The sequence below is a fragment of the Arcicella rigui genome (genome assembly GCF_034929435.1).
GTDB lineage: Bacteria > Bacteroidota > Bacteroidia > Cytophagales > Spirosomataceae > Arcicella > Arcicella rigui.
In genome coordinates this window covers 1-16,617 of sequence record NZ_JAYFUM010000031.1, presented here as the reverse complement: position 1 = coordinate 16,617, position 16,617 = coordinate 1, and the positions used below count along the sequence as shown (strand labels likewise).

General features: G+C 34.8%; 17 protein-coding genes and 1 rRNA gene. 15 read left to right on the top strand and 3 right to left on the bottom strand.

Annotated features, from left to right (window positions below):
- The first annotated feature begins 128 nt into the window (after positions 1–128).
- The 4 genes from VB248_RS21335 (at position 129) to VB248_RS21320 (ending at position 4,257) form a co-directional block, all read left to right on the top strand.
- Positions 129–665 carry a thioredoxin family protein gene (locus VB248_RS21335; protein ID WP_323298866.1) on the top strand — a complete coding sequence of 179 codons (537 nt, stop codon included), beginning with the start codon at positions 129–131 and terminating at the stop codon, positions 663–665.
- A 93-nt stretch (positions 666–758) separates the two neighbouring features.
- Entirely contained in the window at positions 759–2,252 is a 1,494-nt protein-coding gene (locus VB248_RS21330; protein WP_323298865.1) for a M20/M25/M40 family metallo-hydrolase, read from the top strand.
- A gap of 72 nt (positions 2,253–2,324) precedes the next feature.
- A complete protein-coding gene (gene ftsZ, locus VB248_RS21325) occupies positions 2,325–3,641 on the top strand; it encodes a cell division protein FtsZ (RefSeq protein ID WP_323298864.1) in 1,317 nt (438 codons plus the stop codon).
- Between the two features lie 94 nt (positions 3,642–3,735).
- Entirely contained in the window at positions 3,736–4,257 is a 522-nt protein-coding gene (locus tag VB248_RS21320; protein WP_323298863.1) for a hypothetical protein, read from the top strand.
- Here VB248_RS21320 and VB248_RS21315 read toward each other — a convergent pair.
- Complete coding sequence (locus VB248_RS21315) at positions 4,250–4,576, bottom strand: DUF721 domain-containing protein (RefSeq protein WP_323298862.1); 327 nt, start codon at positions 4,574–4,576, stop codon at positions 4,250–4,252. The genes VB248_RS21320 and VB248_RS21315 overlap by 8 nt on opposite strands.
- A gap of 80 nt (positions 4,577–4,656) precedes the next feature.
- Between VB248_RS21315 and VB248_RS21310 the strand changes: the two genes are divergently transcribed.
- The 9 genes from VB248_RS21310 (at position 4,657) to VB248_RS21270 (ending at position 12,643) form a co-directional block, all read left to right on the top strand.
- Positions 4,657–5,067, top strand: coding sequence for a hypothetical protein (locus tag VB248_RS21310; protein ID WP_323298861.1), 411 nt, complete (start codon positions 4,657–4,659; stop codon positions 5,065–5,067).
- A 299-nt stretch (positions 5,068–5,366) separates the two neighbouring features.
- The gene (locus VB248_RS21305) at positions 5,367–6,206 is read left to right on the top strand and encodes a MotA/TolQ/ExbB proton channel family protein (protein WP_323298860.1); all 840 of its coding nucleotides are present in this window, start codon (positions 5,367–5,369) and stop codon (positions 6,204–6,206) included.
- Between the two features lie 79 nt (positions 6,207–6,285).
- A complete protein-coding gene (locus tag VB248_RS21300) occupies positions 6,286–6,891 on the top strand; it encodes an ExbD/TolR family protein (protein WP_323298859.1) in 606 nt (201 codons plus the stop codon).
- Between the two features lie 109 nt (positions 6,892–7,000).
- Positions 7,001–7,516: an ExbD/TolR family protein gene (locus tag VB248_RS21295; protein ID WP_323298858.1), complete on the top strand. Its 516-nt coding sequence runs from the start codon at positions 7,001–7,003 to the stop codon at positions 7,514–7,516.
- Positions 7,517–7,674: 158 nt separating this feature from the next.
- On the top strand, positions 7,675–8,511 hold the full coding sequence (locus VB248_RS21290) for an energy transducer TonB (RefSeq protein WP_323298857.1): 837 nt from the start codon (positions 7,675–7,677) through the stop codon (positions 8,509–8,511).
- A 158-nt stretch (positions 8,512–8,669) separates the two neighbouring features.
- Entirely contained in the window at positions 8,670–8,918 is a 249-nt protein-coding gene (locus tag VB248_RS21285; protein ID WP_323298856.1) for a hypothetical protein, read from the top strand.
- Between the two features lie 15 nt (positions 8,919–8,933).
- Positions 8,934–9,881, top strand: coding sequence for a PstS family phosphate ABC transporter substrate-binding protein (locus VB248_RS21280; RefSeq protein WP_323298855.1), 948 nt, complete (start codon positions 8,934–8,936; stop codon positions 9,879–9,881).
- A gap of 207 nt (positions 9,882–10,088) precedes the next feature.
- On the top strand, positions 10,089–11,759 hold the full coding sequence (locus VB248_RS21275; RefSeq protein ID WP_323298854.1) for a tetratricopeptide repeat protein: 1,671 nt from the start codon (positions 10,089–10,091) through the stop codon (positions 11,757–11,759).
- 113 nt (positions 11,760–11,872) lie between these two features.
- Positions 11,873–12,643: an SDR family NAD(P)-dependent oxidoreductase gene (locus VB248_RS21270; RefSeq protein WP_323298853.1), complete on the top strand. Its 771-nt coding sequence runs from the start codon at positions 11,873–11,875 to the stop codon at positions 12,641–12,643.
- Between the two features lie 36 nt (positions 12,644–12,679).
- On the opposite strand, the gene VB248_RS21265 is transcribed toward VB248_RS21270, so the two are convergent.
- Positions 12,680–14,605 (bottom strand): RecQ family ATP-dependent DNA helicase, encoded by a 1,926-nt coding sequence (locus VB248_RS21265; RefSeq protein ID WP_323298852.1) that lies wholly within the window; start codon positions 14,603–14,605, stop codon positions 12,680–12,682.
- Between the two features lie 52 nt (positions 14,606–14,657).
- A complete protein-coding gene (locus tag VB248_RS21260; protein ID WP_323298851.1) occupies positions 14,658–15,185 on the bottom strand; it encodes an acyl-CoA thioesterase in 528 nt (175 codons plus the stop codon).
- A 160-nt stretch (positions 15,186–15,345) separates the two neighbouring features.
- Here VB248_RS21260 and VB248_RS21255 point away from each other — a divergent pair, with 160 nt between their 5' ends.
- Both VB248_RS21255 and VB248_RS21250 read left to right on the top strand, forming a co-directional pair.
- Positions 15,346–16,026: a response regulator transcription factor gene (locus tag VB248_RS21255; RefSeq protein ID WP_323298850.1), complete on the top strand. Its 681-nt coding sequence runs from the start codon at positions 15,346–15,348 to the stop codon at positions 16,024–16,026.
- Positions 16,027–16,510: 484 nt separating this feature from the next.
- Positions 16,511–16,617: ribosomal RNA gene (locus VB248_RS21250) — 16S ribosomal RNA — on the top strand; the annotation flags it as partial.

Below are 16,617 nucleotides of genomic sequence, written 5' to 3'. Positions count from 1 at the left end.
TTTGGTAAATTGCATAGTAACTTAATAAAGAATATTTATTTGGTAGATTTTTTGTTGTGAATAGTTTATAAACACCCCGAATCTTTTAAAACAATTATCTTTGTAAAAAACAATTAGCTGGAAAGAATATGAAAAATATATTGCTTATCTTGATTGCTTCAACGACCTTTTTTATCAGCAATGCCCAAACTGCCACAAAACCGAAAATAAAATGGATGACTTTGGAAGAGGCATATACGGCTTCACAGAAAGAACCCCGAAAAATATTAATTGATGTTTATACAGGTTGGTGTGGCTGGTGTAAAGTAATGGACCAAAAAACCTTTACTGATGAGAAAGTAGCAGAATTTGTGAATCAAAAATATTATGCGGTGAAACTCAATGCTGAACAAAAAGAAGAAATCAATATTGGGAAGCAAAAATATATTTGGGAGAATGGGTATAATCAGGCGGGAGTAGCTTTACTACAAGGGAAAATGAGTTTTCCGACGATTGTATATTTAGATGAAAAGTTTAATATGATTCAGCCCGTGCCAGGCTATCAAGAACCAAAACAGTTTCATCAGGTGATTACTTTTTTTGGGGATGACCATTATTTAAAAGGCGACTGGGAGAAATATCAAAAAGAAACCTACCCTCAGCGATATGGAGTAAACAACAAATAATTGGGGTTTACTATTTCATAAGATTCTTGTTTGGAATTACTAAAATATATTTTCAGTAAATTCCCTAATTGTTCTTTATTCTCAGCAAACACAATGAAAAAAAGCCATTATGTTTTTTTGATTCTCGTACTTCTCAGCTCAACGGCTGCTTATCAACCCATTCAGGAAGATGACGAAGATTTAATAGAAACTTTTCAACAAATCAATGAAGAGGTTCTTGCCAATAGTCGTGCCTATGAAACACTTGGCGAAGCTTGTAAAGTAATTGGGCATCGTTTGACAGGAAGCTTAAATGGCAAAAAAGCAGAAGAGTATGCTTATACGCTATTAAAAAACTATGGAATAAAAGATGTAAAATATCAACCATTTCATGTAGAAGCGTGGTCGAGAGATACTGTGACTTTAGCGGTCGCTCCACGTAAAAGTGATAACTTCTATGATATTGAAGTTGTTTCCTTGGCCATGACACCCGTAGAAGCCAAAGTAACTGCTGAAATCGTAGATGTAGGAAATGGATTAGAACCCGACTTTCAAGCAGTAAAAGATAAATTACAAGGACGTATTGCTTTGGTAAATATTGGCTTATTAGCACCTTTCAAAGGAGTACGAAATTTACACCGTTCAGAAAAAACAGCCTTAGCCACAGAATATGGTGCAGTTGGAGTGATTTTTGTTAATACAGTAAAAGGTAATGTTTTACTCACAGGTACAGCTTCTGTAACAGGTAGTCTCATCGGCATTCCTGCCGTTTGTATTTCATTAGAAAGCGGTACTCATATCCGTGAATGGATGAAAGAACAACCTAATTTGATGGGAGTAATCGACATGAAGAACTTTAGTAAAATGATTAAAGCTCGGAATGTTATCGCTACAATCAAAGGAAGCCACAGTAAATACAGAGATGAAAAAATCGTTATTGGCGGACATTTAGATTCTTGGGATTTAGCCACAGGTGCATTAGATAATGGCATTGGTTCGTTTTCTATTTTGGATATTGCTCGTACATTTCAAGCATTAGATTTAAAGCCTAAAAGAACCATAGAATTTGTGATGTTTATGGGCGAAGAAGAGGGTTTACTGGGTTCTAAAGCTATGATTGAAAAAAGCAGAAGGAATAATTCTCTCGATAAAATTGCCTATATGTTCAATCTGGATATGGCAAACAACGCCAACGGATTTAATGCTTCTGGAAGAAATGAAATGGTGCCATTGCTAACAAAGTTTGGAGAATACATCCAAAAAGTTTCGCCAGAATACAAAAATATCGTTACGAACCAAGCAGGCTTACATTCCGACCACCAGAGTTTTATGCTCGAAGGTATTCCTACAACAAACCCTAATGGAGGTATTGCTCCCGAAGCACTGGGTTGTTATCATGCCAACTGTGATGATTTCAACTTAGTAAAGAAAAACGAAATGATAAACACCGTCAGATATACTGCAATGATGTTGTATGCCATGGCGAATGTTGATAAAATACCAGCGAAGAAGTTAGACTTTTATTCGACAAAAGACTTTTTTATTAAACAGAACCTAAAAAAAGAATTAGAACTTGGTAGAGAATGGCGATGGGGACAAGATGATTAATTCCCCGCAGTGATTTTTAATCATATCGCAATTTTAGTAAATTGATTTATCTCTTAACAATGATGTAATAATATGGATTTTTTTGAACATAATATCGAAATCTCATCTGAAACAAAAGGTAACATCATTAAAGTAATTGGTGTTGGCGGGGGTGGTAGTAATGCCGTTCGTCACATGTATGAAATGGGAATTGATGACGTTGATTTTGTAGTTTGTAATACTGATTTACAAGCCCTCAACGACAATACTGTTCCAGTAAAATTACAATTAGGTGAGATTTTGACAGAGGGGCTTGGGGCAGGTACAGAACCAGAGCAAGGTAGATTGGCAGCTTTAGAAAGTGAAGCTCAAATAAAAGCACTTCTTCAGCCAACAACCAGAATGGTATTTATCACGGCTGGTATGGGTGGTGGTACAGGTACAGGAGCAGCACCCGAAATTGCTCGTATTGCAAAAGAAATGGATATCCTTACGGTAGCAATCGTAACAGCACCGTATTCGTGGGAAGGAACAGAAAAAATAGAAGCGGCTAACCGTGGTATCGCAGAATTACAAAAAACTTGCGATACAGTACTGGTAGTGCTAAACGATAAATTACTCGAAATCTACGAAGACCTTAATATCTTAGAAGCTTTTGAACACGCCGATGACGTATTGGCAAATGCCGCAAAATCTGTTGCTGAAGTAATTACCAAATCGGGTAAAATCAACGCTGACTTTAAAGACGTTAAGAAAGTGTTGAGCAACGCTGGACAAGCGGTAATGAGTACGGCTGTTGCCAGAGGGCCAAATCGTGCGAAAGAAGTAATCGCTAAAGCATTAGATTCACCTCTGTTGAACAACCGTGATATTAAAGGTGCAAAACGTATTTTGGTAACGATTGCTACCAGCGACCAAAAAATAATGGCTGTAAAAGAACAAACAGCTATTACAGCTCATATCATCGAAGCCATCGGAAAATCACCCGCAGGATTCAAATTAGGTTTTATTATTGATAATAACCTTGGCGAAGATATGAGTATTACGGTAATTGCGGCAGGTTTTGATTTACCAGACGCTCCTCGCCAAACAGTACTTCCTAAAAATGGAGTGAATGGCGTTCATCCGAAAAAGACAGTTGCAGCCGTAGAAACACATACTTTCAAAGCTGTGGAGATTGAAGAAGCAGAAGAAATAGAGGAATTCATCGAAACAGAAAAGCACGTTAATAAACCTCCTGTTCATTACAGAGAAGACGATACTTTGAGACTAAAGAAAATGATTGAAGATTTTTCTCATAAGATGCCTTCCGAAGCAGACCTTGAAGCTCCTGCTTTTCAAAGATATGGAGTGAAATTAGTAGATATTTCAGAAATGCACGATATTGATTTCCAACAACATACTCTATGATAGTATTCATTTACTGTTTATAAAAAATCCTGCAAATACTTTATTTTTGCAGGATTTTTTTGCAAAAATGTTTCCCATATTATCTTGTTAAATGATGAAAAATACAACCTTCTTTTTATTGATTTTCTTTTTGGTTTTGGGGAATAAATTATTCGCTCAAGACAACATAAAACAGCTTTTAGAAGAAAGAGAAACGCTTCAACAGGAGTATAAAAAAACAGAATCGCTGTCAACAGGTTTGTTTGGAAATCGTTCTAAAGACGACATGGAAACAAGTATTCAAAAACTTGAAGAATTAATCGCCAAAGACAATCAGATTCTCGCCGAGTACGAGCATTTGAAAGCAAACAGTCAAGCTGAGTTTACCGAAAAATACAACGAACTCATTCAGCAAGTGAATGATTTATCGCAAAAAAATCAGGAATTACTTGAATTGACAGAAAAGCACAAAGGCTTTTCAAAAGAGAATCATGCGATGATAGAAGAAATCGAAAAAAATCAAGGATTGGCAATAGCACTTTTAGGAGTATCGGTTTTATTGGCGATAATTTATATTTCAAAATATTTTTCGCTCAAAGCCAAATACAAAAAACTTGAAAGAGAAATACTTAAATAAAAACTACGTCTTCAATCATTCTTTGTCCAACTTCTTTGTTAATCATTTCTATGATTTTGTTTTTTGCCATTACCAATTCGTTACGCAAAGGAGCAGAATCTAATTGAATGAACAATTTTTTGTCTTGAATGTAAATCTGAGTAGTTCTTGAAGCAATAGGTAAACCCATAATTTTTTCCCAGTAAGTCACAATATAGGTTTCATTAAATTTTGAACGGATTTTGTAAATCTCCAACATATCTTCAATTGCATCTTTCAATGATGTAGCACCCGTTTTTCTTCGAGCATTTTCTTTGTTGTAATGATATACCTTAGCCATTGCACACATTTTTTAGAATTCATGCCAAAGTTACATTTTTTTAGTTATCAAATAATTCATCCTTTAAACAGCTCAAATTAATGGATACACAAAAATTGTTTTTGCACATACAATTAGCGGAAGAATTAAATGAAATTGCCTTTCACAAACCAATTCTTAATAGGGTACAATCTTCACTTAAAAACATTCAAACTTTCGATATTGATAATTTTTCAGATGCCTCATTGGTTCAATCAACGCTATCACTTTTAGAAAGGTACGATCACGTTATCATCCTTATAGAAGCCAAACCTCAAGCAAAATTGAATTATTTGAGAGCTTTTTTTACAAATTTTATTGAGAATCCAAGAAAGTTGAAAATTCTATTAAGTGGAAATAATGAAGGGCTCGAAAAAATATTGAGTATTTTAAACTATCAAAGAATTCAAGAAAACACTCAAGAAACCGACCTAATTCAAACAATCCATAGTGAGTTTTCATTAAATAAATGAATACTTTGAAAAATCATATAAATTCTTTAAAAAATTAAATTCTTGAAATAGTACTGCAAAATACTTTTAAATAGCTTTAAATTATTGTTATAGTACAATATGTAGGTTTTGTTGAATATTTTTTTTAAAAAAACTTCATCAGTAAGGTATCATAATTAAAAGAATTTTGTGTTAGTTTTGTCATTACCTAAAGCAAGATATTTCAAAAGAATCTTTTGTGATAAGGTTATTTTCATTATTTTTATTTTAAAAATCACCTAAAACTGTTTTTTAACTTAAACCCAAAAATTACCAAACTAATGAGTACACAAGCAAAAACTCCAGCTGCTAAACCAGCAGCACCAGCTCAAAAAAAATCAGGCGGCATTTCAGCAGGCTTGGTTATTGTAATTCTTTTTGTTATTGCACAGTTATTTTTCCGTTTTGTGATGGGAGATGGTTCACGTTTTGAAGGCGGAACAAACGAAGGTCACCCACACCAAGGCGATTTTTTAGCTCTTGCATTTAAAGGTGGTGATATCGTACCAATCCTTTTAACTTGTTTCTTAACTGCTTTGACATTCTCTATCGAACGTCTTATCACAATCAGCAAAGCAAAAGGAAGTGGTGATGTAAACGCATTCGTTCGCAAAATTCAAGCTCTTCTTGACAAAGATGATACTGATGCTGCATTGAAAGAGTGTGACAAACAAAAAGGTTCAGTAGGAAACGTTACTTTAGCTGCTGTTAAAAAATACAAGCAGTTGACAACAGACGGTTCTTTGGACAAAGAACAAAAATTAGCTGCTCTTAGCAAAGAAGTTGAAGAAGCTACTTCATTGGAATTACCAATGTTAGAGAAAAACTTAACTATCATTGCTACTTTAGCTTCAGTTTCTACGCTAATCGGTCTTTTAGGAACGGTAGTTGGTATGATTAAAGCGTTCTCGGCTTTAGGTAACTCAGGAGGTTCAACCGACTCAACAGCATTAGCAAACGGTATCTCTGAAGCCCTTATCAACACGGCTTTAGGTATTGGTACATCAGCAGTTTGTATCATTGCATACAACTTCTTTACGTCTAAAATTGACGAATTAACTTACAGCGTTGACGAAATTGGTTTGAGCATTAACCAAAATTATGCAGCTCACCATAATTGATAGTTATTGCGTTAAGCACTAAGTTTTATAGGCTTAATCGCTTATAATGCTATCTAATAACTAATAACTAAACAAGATTATGCCAAAAGTTAAAGCAAAACGACAAAGTGTTTCTCTGGACATGACAGCGATGTGTGATGTGGCGTTCTTGTTACTTACCTTCTTCATGTTAACTGCAAAGTTTAAACCAGAAGAAGCCGTAACAATTGTTCCTCCAACATCCATTTCAGAGAAATCATTGAGCGGTGAAAAAGGAGTTATTACAATTTCTGTAGGCGGTGATGGTGCAATTTATATGGGCACTGACGATAAAGCGGCAAAGGAATATATGTTGGAAAGAATGGCAAACCGCCTTTCTATACCAGTAACAGCTGAGATGAAGAAGAATTATGATGCTTCTGAAATCGTAGGCTATCCAGCAGGTGCTTTACGCCAGGTTTTAAATATGAAACCATCAGATGCAAAAGCAAAAGGATTTTTGAAAGGAATTCCTTGCGATTCAGTAAATAATGAACTTTTCCTTTGGGTTAGCTATGCAAAGCTTTCTAACCCTGCTCTAAAGGTAGCTATCAAAGGTGATGCAAACTCTAATTACAAAGTATTTAACCAAGTTGTAGGTACTTTGCAAGACCAAAACATCAACGTATTTCAGTTGATTACATCACCAGAAGGTAGACCTCAATAGATTTTTATTTAGTTGTACTCAGTAGTTTTAACCCTGCCTCTCTTTGAAAGGCAGGGTCTTATAAGACTCCCTGAGTATCATTAACTACCAACAATTAAACCCCAATACAATGGCAGAAATTAGTCAAGACGGTGGGGGCAAAAAAGGTGGGAAGAAGCGCGCAAAGAAAGCGTCAACCAAGATTGACATGACGCCCATGGTAGATTTGGGTTTCTTGTTGATTACCTTTTTTATGCTAACTACGACGTTAGCAAAGCCCGTAGTAATGCAGTTGAATATGCCTGATAAAACAGAAAAAGATGAAAAATCAGAAGTTAAAATGTCTGAAACTTTAACTGTTTTACCTGATGCCGAGAAAGTTTATTACTATCAAGGTTTACCAACAGAGGCAGGAACACAACTTCAAAAAACAAATTATTCAAAAGACGGAATTAGAAAGATATTGTTTGATTATAAAAGACGTGTCGGTGATAATTTCACGATTGTAATTAAAGCAACTAAAGGAGCCAAGTATAAAAACATGGTTGACTTACTTGACGAATGTGCTATTACAAGCAACAAGCGTTATGCTATCTTAGAAATCGACCCAGATTCTGAGGCTTTAATTAAAAAATCTGGTCTTTAAAAAGAAATAGAACCAAGTTTTAACTAAAAAAATAGTTTAAAAATTTTGAAAACTATTTAATTAGTTTTAACTTAGCTCAATGAAAAATTAATTTGAAAACCTCACTCCTAAAAAGTATTTCAAATTAAGGAACATTAACAGTATTAACATCAGAAATTATGTCAAACGTAATTAGCCAGAATGCAACGTTGGATGACATTATTTTTAAGAATAAGAACAAAGAGTATGGTGCTTATATCTTAAGAAAAACGTATCCTAAAGTGGTTTCAAGGTCTCTGATAATCGGTATAGCTTCGGTTTCTTCTTTATTTGCCTTATCATTCATTTATAATAAAATCAATGAGCAATTAGAGAGAACAAAAACAGAGGTGACTGCCGAGGTGATGAAAATAGACCAACCACCACCAGAGAATAAAACACCACCACCACCACCACCACCACCGCCGCCACCACCACCAAAGGATATTCCTAAAGTGACGACGACGAAATTCTTACCTCCAGAAATTAAGAGGGATGAAGAAGTAACAAAACCTGAGCCTCCACCAGAAGAAGTAAAAGGTAACACTGCTACTGAAACTGTAAAAGGTGAAACTGAAGATGCAGGACCTCCTGTTGACCCAGATGCAAGAGGTAAAGTTGAGGAAGCTCCAGTTGAGCCACCTAAACCAAAAGAGGAAGAAATCTTTACAGCTGTTGAACAACAAGCTGAATTCCCTGGAGGTATGAGTGCTTTTGCTAAATTCTTGCAGAAAAACTTGAGATACCCATCTGCCGCTCAGCGTGCTAATGTTTCTGGAAAAGTTTACATCCAATTTGTTGTTAATACAGATGGTAGTATTCAAAACGTTGAAGTACTTAAATCAGTTGGTTTTGGTTGTGATGAGGAAGCGGTTAGAGTAATTAAATCAGTACCGAAATGGACTCCAGGTAAGCAATCTGGTCGTGCAGTTCGTTCAAGATTTACTGTACCAATTAGCTTCGTTTTATCTGAATAGTCTTTTATTCAAATGCCATACAATTGAAATGAAACCTGTCAGGTAACTGGCAGGTTTCATTTTTCAAAGGGTTTACGTTTGTTACTATGATAGAGTATGTGAATGATGGGATGAATAAATATCCTTTGAACTAATCATCTTGAATGAATTATCAAAAAATGCCCAATAGAATATTTGTACTCATAAATGTATTAATGGCTCTTTCTTATTCTGGAATTGGTGTACTATTAATCCTTTATCCAGAGTCTGCATTTTCACAAATGATGTTGCCTTCTTCTTATTATGCCTATGCTTTGGGTGGCGTACTGTTATTGTACGGTTTTTTTAGAGCTTGGAGGGTATATACAAAACTAAAAGAAGAAGATGATGACGAAGAGTATTCATACTACGATGATGAAAAGAAATAAACAATCACAAAAGCCATGAAAATTTTTTTGCAATTAGTTTGTTTGTCTGTGATAGCTGGAACAATCATTTCATGCAAAAGTACAGACAAAAATGGGAATGAATTGGATACTCCGGCCAAAGGAGAAATTACGGTAGCCGTTGATGAGTCTTTCAGACCCATTTTGGAAGCTGAAAAAATGGCGTTTGAGCAAACATTTCCTTATACAAAAATTAATTTAGTCTCTAAGCCAGAGGGTGAAGCTGTTGCTATGATGCTTAATGATAAAGCTCGAGTGGCAGTCATTACAAGAGATTTGACAAGCAAAGAAAAACAAGTATTTGTTCAGGATAAAATTACTTACAGAAGTTTTAAATTTGCAGGGGATGCCATTGCTTTGATTACGAATAAAGCCAATAATGATACTTTGATGACAGTAAATGAGCTTGGAAGTATTATGAAAGGAGAAAAGAAAAAATGGTCTCAGATTGGAAAAGGTGGTTCTTCAGAAGAAATTGTTTTGGTTTTTGATGGCGTAAATTCAAGTAACTTAACTTTTTTAGTGGATAAGTTTGGAATTAATAAAAAGGAAAAGGTTTCATTTTTTGCTACAAAATCAAACCAAGAAGTAATAGAGTATGTTAAAACCCACAAAAATGCCATGGGGGTAATTGGAACTAACTGGATTAGTGACGGTGACGACCCTGCATCTCTGGGATTTATCAAAGATATTAACGTAATGTCCGTTACTGAAAAAAGTAATCCTACGATTGACGACTATTATCAACCTTTTGGTTATAATTTGGCATTAAAGAGATACCCACTTACTCGACAAATTAAGTTAATTTTGAAAGAACCATATATGGGTTTGGGTACAGGATTCATCAATTATATGTGTTTGGAACAAGGACAGTTAATCGTTTTAAAAGGCGGTTTATTACCACTTACTCGTCCTTTGCAAATCAGACAAGTAAAAATGAATTAGTTTGAGCTTTGTTATTTAAGTTTTTCTTCTTTTATGGAATACTTAAAAAATAAAATTTTGACTTTTGCTTACAATTTTCTAATTTAATTTTTGTTTTGTTATAAAATCAAAAGATATTTTGGAAATTTGTTCTTTAAAGCGAATTACCTGTTTTTTATATACTTACTTTTTCATAACAATAATTACTTACAACTAAAACTTAAAAAAATGGAAGTAAAGATTAAATCTCTGTTGGTAGCTGCGAGCTTGTTGTTTACTATGACGGTAAATGGACAAACAGTTCAGCAGGGTTTGGCGCAGTTAGACGGAGACCAGCCAATTAAAGCAAAAACAACTTTTTCATCATTAGTAAAAGCGAGTCCTACAGGTGAAAATTATTACTATTTAGGTTATGCTCAATTACGTTCAGGCGAGTTGGCTGATGCAAAAGCAACCTTTGAAAAAGGGATTGCTGCTGAACCAAAACAACCTTTGAATGCGGTGGGTTTAGCTACTTTATTATTAGCGAACAAAGACGGAGCAGGTGCAAAAGCTGCTTTTGATAAGATATTGCTTGATACTAAAATGAAAAATGCTGAAGTAATGTTCCGCATTGCAGAAGCTTACACACTTTACGAGCATACAAATGACCCAGGTGAAGCTATTCGTTTGATTGATTTGATTCCTGAAAAAACGAAAAAGCCACTTACTGCTGATATGCAAATTGTAAAGGGTGATGCTTTCTTGTTGAAAAATGATGGTGGTCCAGCAGCTACGGCTTATGAACAATCTATCTTGGTTGAGAAAAAAGCTAAGGCTTATATCAAACTTGGTGTAGTGTATTTGAGAGGTAAAAACTACCAATATACTATCAATAACTACCAAAGTGCTTATGATACAGATTCATCTTATGCTCCTTATTACAAGCGTTTGGGTGAGTATTATATCATTTTCAACCGTTATAAAGAATCTTCTAAATTGTTTAGAAAATACGTTGAAAGAGCTGAGGCTACTCCAGCAATTTTGTTAGAAACAGCTAAATTGTTATTCTTGGCTAAAGATTATGAAGGTGCAATGCAATTCACTAAACAAGCTGAAGCAGGTGGTGCAACGGACAATGATATTTATAGAATGAAAGGTTACTCTAATGTTGAATTAGGAAACCCTCAGTTAGGTCTTGAAAGTTTAGAGCAAATGGTGAAAGCGGGTGTTAAGCCATATTACTTAGATAACGTTTATTTTGCAAAGGCTTATCAAGGATTGAAAAAAGACTCTTTGGCAATTGAATATTATTTGAAAGCTGCTCCTGAAGATACAATCAATAACCACTACAACACGGTTTATACAATTGCCTACGGACAGAAAAAATATGCTGATGCTGCAAAACACGCTTTGAAATCAATTGAGTGGAAGCAGAAAAAGAAAGTAGCTCTTGCAAGTGCCGACTGGTATAACGCTGGTATGTCATTATACTTTACTACTGCTTATACTCCAAGAGAAGATACGCTTGGAAGATATAATACAGGTATGAAAGCTGATAGTGCTTTTGCAAATGCTATCGCTATCAACGATAAATTTGCTCCGTTCTATTTATTCCGTGCAAGAACTAACAACTATATTGACTATACAGGTACAAAATGGTTGGCAGTTCCTTATTACGAAAAATTCTTAGGAGTTGTTGATTTAGCTAAAGCTAATAAAGAACAACTTTACGAAGCATACAGATATTTGGTAGGTTACCACGCAAACGTAACGAAAGATGTAACAAAAATTCAAGAATTTGTTGACAAAGCCGTTGCGATTAAAGCTGATGACCCAGATAAGTTGAAAGAGTTTTTAGCACCTGCTGCACCAGCAGCACCTGCTACTCCGGCAGCTCCTGCAAAACCTAAAAAGTAAAATTTAAAATTTGTTTGATTCAAGGCCCTGCCATTTGGTAGGGCTTTGTTAATTTTGGGCAAGTATAATCATCAAAGTTTGAAGATTCTGAGCGAATCTTCATCAATAAAAATATGTACGCATTAATTACAGGAGCCAGTAAAGGCATTGGTAAAGAAATTGCTGTTGAATTGGCAAAACAAAAATATGATTTATTATTAGTGGCTCGCTCGGAAGGACTACTCCGTCAGGTGGCTATTGAAATTCATGAAAAATATGGCGTTCAAGTTCAGTACTTGTCTGTTGATTTAGCTTCTGTTGATGTGGCTCGTCAGGTATTCGACTGGGTCGAGAAAAATCAATTTCAAGTATCTGTTTTGGTTAATAATGCTGGCTATGGTGCTGTTGGGAATTTTGATACTTATACCATTGAACAAAATAGAGATATGATGAATCTCAACATGGCTACTTTAACAGAGATGTGCCATGTGTTTTTGCCAATGTTGAAAAGACAACCCAAAGCTTATATTATGAACATCGCCAGTTCAACGGCTTATCAAGCTTTACCAAGAATGGCAGTTTATGCGGCTACGAAAATATTTGTACTGAATTTTTCGAGAGCCTTAAAGTATGAATTGAAAGATACTTCGGTTTCTGTAACCTGTATTAGTCCGGGAGCTACGGATACGGGCTTTAACGACAGAGCTTCTGTACCCGATAAAGCTCGTAAAGCAGCAGAGAAAGTAGCGATGACTCCGCAAGAAGTAGCAAAAATTTCTGTTGAAGGTATGTTTGCAAAGAAAACAGAAGTAATTCCAGGATTTTTGAATAAACTGGGAGCATTTTTAGCTTGGATTGCTCCTAAAGCGATTACTGAAAATGTTGCTGCTGGTATTTACCAGTAAGTAATTTATCTACTTTCTAAACACTTTTAGTTTGAACTATTGGTGTTTAGAAAGTACTAAATTTCCTTCAAAATCATAAGAAAGTATTCCTTCACCAATCATTTCTCTTAAAATATCCCTGAACAGTGCTTCATTGATAGGTTGCATAATTTGCATAATCAGCGAAAGACTCATCGCTCCATTGCTTAATAACTGTACTATTTTTTGTTGTGTATTTTTGATGAGTACTTCATTATGAGTACTCTGTTTTTCTTGCTTTTTTCGTTTTAGACAATTGTCACAAATGCCACATTCAATGTCTGAAATTTCACTAAAGTACTCTAATAATAATTGTGTTCTGCATCTGTCTGGATGCTCGGTGTAATGTCTTACCGCTTTGGCTTTTTGTAAACTTCTTTGTTTTTTTCTATTAATTTCAAGTACTTGTAGAGGTAGCGTTTGTGCATCGAATCTTGGTGTTAAGAAAGTGATTTGTGGTCTATCTTTTTGTTTATCATAAATTACAAGATTGAGCTTTTCTAAAGTAAGTAACATATTTTCAATTTCTTTTACAGGCAATGAGTACGCCTTTGCAAGATTTGCTTCTGAAATATTCAAGAAAGTACTAAACAATTCTCCACCATACATTCTTAGAACCAATTTGATAAAAGAATCATACTTTGGATTTCTTAACTGAAAATCATACAACTGGCGGTTATCAACTTTAAAAGTAATTTTTGAAGAACTATGAAACGAATCTGAAAGCTGAATAAAACCTTCGTTTTCCAATATCTTCAAGGCAAAATAAGTATCGGTAGGAGGGAGGTCAAAGCGTTTTTGAAACTCTACTAAATCAAAATCGAAACTTGAAAATTCTCCTGCACCCACTGCCAATTGGAAAAAATTACCCAAACACTGATATACTTTTCTGATTAAATCTATTGAAGGATAACTTTGCTCTACATTTTTTTCTAAACTTTCAACATCCACCTGATTGTATAAAACTACCGAATAGGCTTTTTCTCCATCTCTTCCTGCCCGTCCCGCTTCCTGATAGTAAGCTTCTAAAGTATCTGGTAAATCCAAATGAATGACAGTTCGCACATCGGGCTTGTCGATTCCCATGCCAAAAGCATTCGTTGCCACCATCACTCTAACCCGATTTTTTATCCAATTTTCTTGTCTTTCAGTTCTTTCTTTTGCCGACAAACCTGCGTGATAGAAAGTAGCAAGAACTTGATTTCGGTTTAATAAATCAGAAATTTCTTGTGTTCTGCGTCGATTTCGTACATAGACAACCGATGAACCTTGTACACTTTGAAGAATTTTAATCAGCCTACGTTCTTTGTCATCTTCTTTGAAAGCCGAGTACGATAAATTTGCTCTGGCAAAACTCTGTTGAAAAACAGAAGGATTACTCATCTCTAAACGAGATAGAATTTCTTCACGTACTTCTTTTGTGGCAGTGGCTGTAAGAGCAATGAGTGGAGTATTGGGAATTAATTTTCTGAATTCAGCAATCTGTAAGTAAGGTGGACGAAAATCGTGGCCCCATTGCGAAATACAGTGAGCTTCGTCGATTGCCAACAGATTTACTTTCATCTGTTTTGCTCTTTCAATAAAAACGGTGGTTTGAAGCCTTTCAGGCGATACGTACAAAAACTTGACATTTCCGTAAATACAATTGTCTAAAGCAATGTCAATTTGGTTTTTGTGCATTCCAGAAAAAATACCAATAGCCGAAATCCCTCGTCGTTTGAGTTGCTCTACTTGGTCTTGAATCAAAGCAATTAGTGGAGAAACTACAATACAAATTCCCTCATTCATCAAAGCTGGTACTTGAAAGCACAAAGATTTCCCACCACCTGTCGGCATCAAAGCAAGTGTATCTTTGCCTGCCAATACCGATGCTATGATACTTTCTTGTAGGGGACGAAAGGAATCATATCCCCAAAATTGCTTTAAAATTTCCTGTGCCGACATCGTGGATAATGGGTGAAAGACTATAAATTGTACTAAGTTATTTCTAAAACAGCTAAATAAATTTACCAGCTAATAATTCTTGTTTAACAGTTTTGATTCTTGAATTGAATGTAATATGTTCAAAATCAATACCTTCAACACAAATAGCATTTAAGAAATTAGTTACTTCTGGTTGATGATTAGTCTTTTTACCCGTTCTAACATCAATGTATTTTGAGGTTGTCCACAGTAAAGCTTTCAAATGAGTACAAGTTTCATCAGTCATTACAAATTCTGTCACTAAAGTATCATCATTGAAATAAATTGCAGAAGAAATAACGCCAATTCTTTCGCTTACTTTTGCAGAATTCACATAAGCGATTTGATGATTGTAAACTACCCATGAAGTTTTGTTATGCTCAAAGTAGTCATTATAATCAAATTCATAGATAGTCGCCACTTGGTCTTCTCGTGCATTAAAGAAATAGTCAAAGTACTTTGCATTATTCAAATGCTTCAAAGGGTCGCAGTCTTGGAATCTAACTACCGCTTTTGAATATAATTTTTTCGGATATTGCTTATTTGCATCTAATTGGAACATAATTTGTCAGTTTATAGCCACGAGCACATGGACGTTTAATGTAATTCTACACAAAAGTAGCAATAAGCAACGAATTGTAAATATTCATCAAAACAAGTACATTAGTGTCAAAATATAGTCCCCTCACACTTCATTGAAAAAAGAAAAAATTAATTAACGAATGACAAAAATATTATTAGTCGAAGATGACGATAGTTTAGGATTTGTAGTAAAAGACAATCTTGAGCAAGAAGGTTACCATATAGACCTTCAGATTACAGGGAAAGCAGGGCAGAAAGCCTTTCAAGAGAATCAATACGACATTTGTATTTTTGATGTAATGTTACCAGAAATGGACGGATTTACTCTTGCAGAGTTTGTTCGAAGCTCAGGTAGTGATGTACCAATCATTTTTCTAACAGCCAAATCTTTAAAAGAAGACCGTATAAAAGGACTGAAATTAGGAGCAGACGATTATCTGACAAAACCATTTAGCATTGAAGAACTTGTTTTACGCATAGAAGCCATTCTTAAAAGAACAGGTAAGAAGACAATCGCCGCTACCAATGTTCATACGATTGGAAAATATGTTTTCGATACAAAAAACTTAAAACTAAATTTTGAAAACGAAGTACAAGACCTTACGCATCGAGAAGCAGACCTTTTAGCTTTTTTGGTACAGAACAAAAACGAAACGCAATCCAGAGAAAAAATACTTATCGCAATTTGGGGAGATGATGACTACTTTAAAGGAAGAAGTCTTGATGTATTCATTACTCGTTTAAGAAAGTACCTAAATAAAGACCCCAATATCAAACTTACGAATGTTCATGGAGTAGGTTTTCGCTTAGATATCGGTTGAAATCAATATAATTTTTAGTTTTTTTATCTAAAGAGGTGAAGTATTTTATATATACTTCATCTTTTTTTTGTTTTGGTTTGTCTGTTTTTAGATAAATGTTGAATTTTTTTTGAAAATTTTTCAACATTTAATATTATCAATAAGTATTTGATTTTCATTGTAATTACGGCTTGTATTATGTTTTTTTTGAAAAAAACTTTTAAAAAGTTTTGTGAGATTGTTTGGTGATTAAAAATAAACCTTGCATCTTTGCACTCCCAAACGACGCCAACGGGTTGAGAGAGGGGAGTAATTAGGAAGATAGTTACTGACAAAATTTGGTAAGGTTAAGTATTAATCTTGCTTGATTAAAGAGTTCTTTGAGGTATTGATAGAGATATATGAATTATTATTAATTCTTAATAGACAGGTTGTTTTTTGTTATTGATTCTTTATTTAAGAATAGAGAGCATAGAGAGAACAACGAAACTAGAGTAAGATATTTACAATGGAGAGTTTGATCCTGGCTCAGGATGAACGCTAGCGGCAGGCCTAATACATGCAAGTCGAACGGTGGTAGCAATACCATAGTGGCGCACGGGTGCGTAACAC

Coding starts and splice junctions, on each gene's coding strand:
- VB248_RS21335 (WP_323298866.1), top strand. CDS start 129: ATGAAAAATATATTGCTTATCTTGATTGCTTCAACGACCTTTTTTATC.
- VB248_RS21330 (WP_323298865.1), top strand. CDS start 759: ATGAAAAAAAGCCATTATGTTTTTTTGATTCTCGTACTTCTCAGCTCA.
- ftsZ (WP_323298864.1), top strand. CDS start 2,325: ATGGATTTTTTTGAACATAATATCGAAATCTCATCTGAAACAAAAGGT.
- VB248_RS21320 (WP_323298863.1), top strand. CDS start 3,736: ATGAAAAATACAACCTTCTTTTTATTGATTTTCTTTTTGGTTTTGGGG.
- VB248_RS21315 (WP_323298862.1), bottom strand. CDS start 4,576: ATGGCTAAGGTATATCATTACAACAAAGAAAATGCTCGAAGAAAAACG.
- VB248_RS21310 (WP_323298861.1), top strand. CDS start 4,657: ATGGATACACAAAAATTGTTTTTGCACATACAATTAGCGGAAGAATTA.
- VB248_RS21305 (WP_323298860.1), top strand. CDS start 5,367: ATGAGTACACAAGCAAAAACTCCAGCTGCTAAACCAGCAGCACCAGCT.
- VB248_RS21300 (WP_323298859.1), top strand. CDS start 6,286: ATGCCAAAAGTTAAAGCAAAACGACAAAGTGTTTCTCTGGACATGACA.
- VB248_RS21295 (WP_323298858.1), top strand. CDS start 7,001: ATGGCAGAAATTAGTCAAGACGGTGGGGGCAAAAAAGGTGGGAAGAAG.
- VB248_RS21290 (WP_323298857.1), top strand. CDS start 7,675: ATGTCAAACGTAATTAGCCAGAATGCAACGTTGGATGACATTATTTTT.
- VB248_RS21285 (WP_323298856.1), top strand. CDS start 8,670: ATGCCCAATAGAATATTTGTACTCATAAATGTATTAATGGCTCTTTCT.
- VB248_RS21280 (WP_323298855.1), top strand. CDS start 8,934: ATGAAAATTTTTTTGCAATTAGTTTGTTTGTCTGTGATAGCTGGAACA.
- VB248_RS21275 (WP_323298854.1), top strand. CDS start 10,089: ATGGAAGTAAAGATTAAATCTCTGTTGGTAGCTGCGAGCTTGTTGTTT.
- VB248_RS21270 (WP_323298853.1), top strand. CDS start 11,873: ATGTACGCATTAATTACAGGAGCCAGTAAAGGCATTGGTAAAGAAATT.
- VB248_RS21265 (WP_323298852.1), bottom strand. CDS start 14,605: ATGTCGGCACAGGAAATTTTAAAGCAATTTTGGGGATATGATTCCTTT.
- VB248_RS21260 (WP_323298851.1), bottom strand. CDS start 15,185: ATGTTCCAATTAGATGCAAATAAGCAATATCCGAAAAAATTATATTCA.
- VB248_RS21255 (WP_323298850.1), top strand. CDS start 15,346: ATGACAAAAATATTATTAGTCGAAGATGACGATAGTTTAGGATTTGTA.